Source organism: Kitasatospora sp. NPDC001132 (assembly GCF_053598415.1).
The window spans coordinates 1-7736 of sequence record NZ_JBSFKF010000076.1; the positions used below are offsets into that span (position 1 = coordinate 1).

The 7736-nt window shown below is 78.5% G+C and carries 1 protein-coding gene; it reads left to right on the forward strand.

Annotated features, from left to right (window positions below):
- Positions 1-7736: SDR family NAD(P)-dependent oxidoreductase (locus ACWDBE_RS38885; protein WP_449810342.1), on the forward strand; the 7736-nt coding region annotated here is incomplete at both ends.

Below are 7736 nucleotides of genomic sequence, written 5' to 3' on the forward strand. Positions count from 1 at the left end.
CTCACCGAGAACACCCCCTGGCCCGCCACCGGCCGCCCCCGCCGAGCCGGCGTCTCCTCCTTCGGCATCAGCGGCACCAACGCCCACGTCATCCTCGAGGAGCCGTACGAGGAGACGGTCGAGAAGCCGGACCAGCAGCCGTCCGCCGCACCGGCGCCCGCCGACGGCCCACTGCCGCTGGTGCTGTCCGCGAAGACCCCCGAGGCGCTGCGCGAGCAGGCCCTACGGCTCACCCGGCACCTGAACGCCGACCCCGAGGCCCGCCCGGTCGACGTGGCGTACACCCTGGCCACCACCCGCTCCGCCTTCGAGCACCGCGCGGTGGTCCTCGGCGCCGACCGGGCGGAGCTGCTCGCCGGGCTCGCCGCCGTAGCCGCCGGCCGCACCGGCGTGACGGCCCCCGCCGAGGGCGCCGCCGGCCTCGCGACGGCCGCTGCCGAGGACTTCGTCCAGGGGCTGGTCGTGGACTGGGCGGTGCTGTTCGCGGACACCGGCGCCCGGGTGGTCGAGCTGCCCACCTACCCGTTCCGCCGGGACCGGTACTGGTGGCAGCCCGCCGCACGCCCGGACGTCGGCGCCGCCCCCGACGAGGCCGAGCAGCGGTTCTGGGCCGCGGTGGAGCAGGGCGACGCCGAGGCCGTCGCCACCGAGCTCGACCTCGGCTCCGCGCCGGACGCCCCCGCCGCCGAGGCGCTGTCCGCGGCGCTGCCGGTGCTGTCCCGCTGGCACGGGCGCCGACTCGCGCGGGCCGCGCTGGACGCCCTGCGCTACCGGGTCCGCTGGCACCGGGTCGGCCCGGCCACGGACACCACTCCCGGTGGACGCTGGCTGGTGGCCGTCCCGGCGCGAGCCGGACGGAGCGGTCCGTGGACGGAGGCGGCCGTACGGGCGCTGACCGTCCGGGGCGCCGAGGTGCGGCAGATCGCCGTCGACCCGGCCGCGGACCGGACCCGCGTCGCCGAGCGGCTGCGCGCCGCACTGGACGGGTTCCGCCCGACCGGAGTGCTGTCCCTGCTCGCCCTGGCCGAAGGACCGCTGGCCGACCACCCGTCCGTACCCGCCGGTCTGGCCGCCTCGCTCGCGCTGACCCAGGCCCTCGGCGAGCTGGAGCCGGCCGCCCCGGTCTGGTACGCCACCAGCGGCGCCGTGGGCACCGGGGCCGGGGACCGGGTGCGCGACCCGGAGCAGGCCCAACTGTGGGGCCTGGGGCGGATCGTCGCCCTGGAGCACCCCGAGCGCTGGGGCGGGCTGGTCGACCTGCCCGCCGAGGCCGACGACGCGTCCACCGACCACCTGGCCGAGGTGCTGACCGGCGACGGCGCGGAGGACCAGCTCGCGATCCGGCCGCTCGGGGTGTTCGCCCGCCGCCTCGAACGCTCCCCCGCCCCGCCGCACGCCCACCGCGCGTGGCGCACCCGGGGCACCGCCCTGGTCACCGGCGGCACCGGCGCGCTCGGCGCACTGGCCGCCCGGCGGCTGGCGCGGGCCGGCGCCGAGCACCTGCTGCTGGTCAGCCGCCGCGGCGAACAGGCGCCCGGCGCCGAGGAGTTGCGGGCCGAACTGGCCGCGCTCGGTGCCCGCGTCACGTTCGCCGCCTGCGACGCGGCCGACCGGGACGCGCTCGCCGCCGTCCTCGCCGCCCTGCCGGACGACCTCCCGCTGACCACCGTGGTGCACGCCGCCGGGCAGCTCGACGACGCCCTGCTCGACGCCCTCACCCCCGACCGGCTGGACCGGGCGCTGCGCGCCAAGGCCACCGCCGCGCGGAACCTGGACGAGCTGACCCGGAGCGCCGACCTGTCCGCCTTCGTGCTCTTCTCCTCCGTGGCCGCCACCTGGGGCCTGCCCGGGCAGGGCGGCTACGCCCCCGGCAACGCCTTCCTCGACGCCCTCGCGGAGCACCGCCGCGCCGAGGGACTGCCGGCCACCTCCATCGCCTGGGGGCCGTGGGCCGGTGCCGGGATGGCGACCGGCACCGCCGTCGCCGACCAGCTCCACCGCCTCGGCCTGCCCGGTCTCGCCCCCGAGCAGGGCCTCGCCGCGCTGGAGGGGGCGCTCGCCGCCGGCGACGACTGCGTGACCGTGGCCCGGGTCGACTGGAACGCCCTCGTCCCCGCCGTCACGCTCGGCCGCCCGCGCCCGCTGTTCGACACCGTCCCCGAGGCCCGTGAGGCGGCCGCCGGGTCGGCCGCCCCTGGCCCGGACGGCGCCCGGCCGGCCCGACGGCTGGCCGGACTCGATCCGCTGCGGCGCGCGGAGGCGGTGTCGCAGGTCGTGCGCGGGGCCGTCGCGAGCGTCCTCGGCTACGCCTCCGCCGAGCAGGTCCGGGAGCACCGGATCTTCTCCGAGCTGGGGCTCACCTCGTTGACGGCCGTGGAACTGCGCAACCGGCTGAGCGCCGCGACCGGGCTGCGGCTGTCCCCCACGCTGGTCTACGACCACCCCACCCCGCGCGCGGTGGCCGAGGTCGTCCTCGCCGGGCTCACCGGCGACGACGCCCGGCCGGCCCCCGCCGTCGCGGCGCGGGCCGCCGACGACGACGAGCCGATCGCGATCGTCGGCATGGCCTGCCGCTACCCCGGCGGCGTGACCTCCCCCGACGGCCTGTGGGACCTCGTCCTGTCCGGCACCGACGCGATCGGCGACCTGCCCGACGACCGCGGCTGGGACGTCGGGCGGCTGTTCCACCCGGAGCCGGGAAGGCCCGGCACCTCGTACAGCCGGCACGGCGGATTCCTGTACGACGCGGGCGAGTTCGACGCCGCGTTCTTCGGGATCAGCCCGCGTGAGGCGCTCGCCATGGACCCGCAGCAGCGGCTGCTGCTGGAGACCGGCTGGGAGGCCGTCGAACGGGCCGGCATCGACCCGGCCACCCTGCGCGGCAGCGACACCGGGGTCTACGTCGGCGCGTCCAACGGCGAGTACGGGCCGCGCCTGGCGGAGCCGGCCGGCACCGCCGACGGCTACGTGCTGACCGGCAGCGCCGCGAGCGTGGTCTCCGGCCGGCTCGCCTACGCGCTGGGGCTGGAGGGCCCGGCCGTCAGCATCGACACCGCCTGCTCCACCTCCCTGGTGGCACTGCACCTGGCCGCCCGGTCGCTGCGCTCCGGCGAGTGCTCGCTGGCACTGGCGGGCGGGGTGACGGTGATGTCGAGCCCCGGTGTCTTCGTCGAGTTCTCCCGCCAGCGCGGGCTCGCCCCCGACGGCCGCTGCAAGCCCTTCGCCGCCGCGGCGGACGGCACCGGCTGGGGCGAGGGCGTCGGCGTCCTGGTCCTGGAGCGGCTCTCCGACGCCCGCGCCAACGGCCACCCCGTCCTCGCCCTGGTCCGCGGCAGCGCCGTCAACCAGGACGGCGCCAGCAACGGCCTCACCGCCCCCAACGGCCCCGCCCAGGAGCGGGTGATCCGCCAGGCCCTCGCCGACGCCGGACTCACCCCCGCCGACGTCGACGCCGTCGAGGCGCACGGCACCGGTACCACCCTCGGCGACCCGATCGAGGCCCGGGCCCTGCTGGCGACCTACGGGCAGCACCGCCCGGCGGACCGCCCGGTCCGGCTCGGTTCGGTGAAGTCCAACCTCGGCCATCCGCAGGCCGCCGCCGGCGTCGCCGGGGTGATCAAGATGGTCATGGCGATGCGCCACGGCGTCCTGCCCCGGACCCTGCACGTGGACGAGCCGACCCCGCACGTCGACTGGTCCTCGGGCGCGGTGGCGCTGCTCACCGAGAACACCCCCTGGAGCACCGGCGACGACCCGCGCCGGGCCGCCGTCTCCTCCTTCGGCATCAGCGGCACCAACGCCCACGTCATCCTGGAACAGCCCCGCCCCGAGCCCGAGCCCGTTCCGGCACCCGCCGGCCCCGAGGTCGTGCCGTGGGTGCTCTCCGGGCGGACGCCCGGCGCGCTGCGGGCCCGCGCCGAGCAGTTGCTCGCCCTGGCCGCCGGGCAGCCCGGCCCCGACCCGGCGGCCGTGGCCCGCGCCCTGGCCACCACCCGGTCGGCCTTCGAGCACCGCGCCGTCGTGGTCGGCCGGGACCGCGAGGAGCTGCTCGCCGGGCTCGCCACCGTCGCGGCCGGCGGCGAGGGCGTGGTGGCCCCCGGCGGGCAGGTCCCGGCCGCCGCCGAGGACTTCGTCCAGGGGCTCGAGGTGGACTGGACGGCCGTCCTCGGCGCCGCCGACCGCCCCCCGGTCGAGCTGCCCACCTACCCCTTCCAGCGCACCCGGTACTGGCTGGAGCCCCCCGCCGCCCCGGCCGGGGGCGCGCCGCACGCGACCGGTCAGCGGCCGGTCGACCATCCGCTGCTGTCCTCGGTGCTGCACCTCGCGGGAACCGACGAGTACGTCCTCACCGGCCGGCTGGCCGAGCGGACGCAGCCCTGGCTCGGGGACCACCGGGTGGCCGGCGCCGTCCTGCTGCCCGGCACCGCCTTCGTCGAACTCGCGCTCCGCGCCGGCGAGCAGGTCGGCTGCGCGTCGGTCGACGAGCTCGGCCTCACCGCACCGCTGCTGCCCCCGCCGGCCGGCGGCGTCGCCCTCCAGGTGGCGGTGGGCGCGGCCGACGAAGCGGGCCGCCGCAGCATCCGGATCTTCTCCCGCGCCGAACACGCCGGCGCGGGCCTGCCGTGGACGCAGCACGCCACCGGGCTGCTCGCCCCCGTTCCCGAGCGGCCCGCCGACCCGGCCGAGGAGTGGCCGCCGCCCGGCGCCACGGCGATCGACACCGCCGACCTGTACGAGCGGCTGGCCCGCCGGGGCTACGGCTACGGCCCGGCGTTCCGGAACCTGGTCCGGGCCTGGCGCAGTGGCGAGGAGGTCCTCGCCGAGGTGGCCCTGACCGGCGCCGAGCAGGCCGAGGCCGAGCGGTACGCGGTGCACCCGGCCCTGTTCGACGCGGCCCTGCACACCATCGGCCTGGTCGCGGACGGCGAGGCTCCGGCCGTACTGCCGTTCGCCTGGCAGCGGGTGTCGGCGCCGGTCCGGGGCACGGCCGCCCTGCGGGTACGGCTCGGCCTCGCCGGGCCGGGCGAGGCCACGCTCACCGCCCACGGCGCGGACGGGCGCCCGGTGGCCTCCGTCGGGGCCGTCGTGCTGCGCCCGGCACCGGCGGACCTGACGGCCGGGCGGCCGGAGGCCGGGGAGAGCAGGCTCTACCGGCTCGACTGGCCTGCCGCCCCCGCGCCGGTGGCGGCGGCACCGGCCGGACGGCGGGCGGTGCTCGGCGCGGACGACCTGCTGCCGGGTGAGCCGGCCCCGCGCTGGGCCGACCTCACCGCGCTGCGCGCCGCGCTCGACGCCGGTGAGCCGGTGCCGGACCTGGTGTTCGCCGCCGTACGCCCGGCGGGCGCCGCGGACCCCGGCTCCGCCGCCGACCGGGCCCTGGCGACGACGGCTCGGGCGCTGGCCCTGGTCCAGGCGTGGCTGGCCGAGGAGCGGTTGGCCCCGGCGCGGCTGGTCCTGGTGACCCGCTCCGCCGTGGCCGTGACCGACGGCGAGACGCCCGACCCCGCCGAGGCCGCCGTGTGGGGGCTGCTGCGCTCCGCGCAGACCGAGCACCCCGGTCGCCTGGTCCTCGCCGACCTCGACGACGCCCCCGCCTCCGCCCGCGCGCTGGCGCCCGCGGCGGCCGGCGAGGAACCCCAACTGGCCCTGCGCGCGGGCACCGTACGGGTGCCCCGGCTGGCCCGGGCGGATGTCCCCGAGCTGCGGTCGCCCCGTCCGCTCGACCCGGACGGCACGGTGCTGATCACCGGCGGGACCGGGCTGCTCGGACGGCTCGTCGCCCGCCACCTGGTCTCCGAACACGGCGCCCGGCACCTGCTGCTGGCCAGTCGCGGCGGTGAACAGTCGCCCGGTGTGGTGGAGTTGGTGACCGAGCTGGCCGAGCTGGGGGCCCGGACCACGGTGGTCGGCTGCGACCTCGCCGACCGCGCGCAGGCGGCGGCCCTGCTGGCGGGCGTGCCCGCCGAGCACCCGCTGACGGCCGTGGTGCACGCGGCCGGCGTCCTGGACGACGGCGCGATCGGCTCGCTGACCGCCGAGCGGCTGGCGGGCGTCCTACGCCCGAAGGCCCATGCGGCCCTGCACCTGCACGAGTTGACGCAAGGCCGGGACCTCTCGGCGTTCGTGCTGTTCTCCTCGGCCGCCGGGCTGCTCGGCTCGGCCGGCCAGGGCAACTACGCCGCCGCCAACGCCTTCCTGGACGCCCTCGCCGTCCACCGCCGCGGCCTCGGCCTGCCCGCGACCTCGCTGGCCTGGGGGCTGTGGGCGGAACGCAGCGGGCTGACCGCCGGACTCGACGAGGCCGACCTGTCCCGCCTCGCCCGGGTGGGCGTACGGCCGTTGAGCACCGCGCACGGGCTCGCCCTGCTGGACGCCGCGCTGGCCGCCGACGAACCGTTCCTCGCGCCGGCACGCCTCGACCCCGCCTCGGCGGCGGCCACCGGGGGCCGCGCGGGAGCGGCCCCGCTCGCGCCGCTGCTGCGCGCCCTGGTCCGACCGGAGCCGGCCCACCGCCCCGCCCCGGCGCCCGCCCCGACGGCCGGGCTGTCCACCCGGGTGCGCACCCTGGACGAGACGGAGCGGCTGCGCGAACTGGCCGCCGCGGTACGGGCTGAGGCCGCGGCCGTCCTCGGGCTCGACGCCCTGGACGAGTCACAGGACGGCCGGGCCTTCGCCCAGTTGGGCATGGACTCCCTGACCGCGCTCGAACTGCGCAACCGGCTGGGCGCGTTGACCGGTCTGACGCTCCCCGCCGGGCTGGTCTTCGACCGCCCCACCCCGCAGGAGCTGGCGGGCTACCTGGCGTCCCGGCTGCTGGGTGCCGAGGAGGCCGCGCCGGTCCCGGCGCGCACGGCGGCGCCCACCGCCGAGGAGCCGATCGCGATCGTCGCGATGGCCTGCCGCTACCCCGGCGGCGTCACCACCCCCGAGGCCCTGTGGGCGCTGGTCGCGAACGGCGTCGACGCCGTCGGCGAGCTGCCCGGGGACCGCGGCTGGGACCTCGCCGGGCTGTACGACCCGGACCCTGGCAAGCCGGGCAAGAGCTACGCGCGCCACGGGGCGTTCCTGCGCGACGCCACCGCGTTCGACGCCGCGTTCTTCGGGATCAACCCGCGCGAGGCGCTCGCCATGGACCCGCAGCAGCGGCTGCTGCTGGAGACCGGCTGGGAGGCCGTCGAACGGGCCGGCATCGACCCGGCCACCCTGCGCGGCAGCCGGACCGGCGTCTTCGCGGGCGTGATGTACCACGACTACGGCTCGTGGGCGCGCCGGGTGCCCGCGGAGGTCGAGGGCTACCTCGGCTCCGGAACGGCCGGCAGCGTGGCCTCCGGCCGGCTCGCCTACGCGCTTGGGCTGGAGGGCCCGGCCGTCAGCGTCGACACCGCCTGTTCGTCCTCGCTGGTGGCGCTGCACCTGGCCGCCCAGTCACTGCGCTCGGGCGAGAGCGACCTCGCCCTGGCCGGCGGCGTGACGGTGATGTCGACGCCCACGCCGTTCATCGACTTCTCCCGCCAGCGCGGGCTCGCCCCCGACGGCCGCTGCAAGCCCTTCGCCGCCGCTGCGGACGGCACCGGCTGGGGCGAGGGCGTCGGCGTCCTGCTGCTGGAACGCCTCTCCGACGCCCGCCGCAACGGGCACCGCGTCCTCGCCCTGCTGCGCGGCAGCGCCGTCAACCAGGACGGCGCCAGCAACGGCCTCACCGCCCCCAACGGCCCCGCCCAGGAACGCGTCCTGCG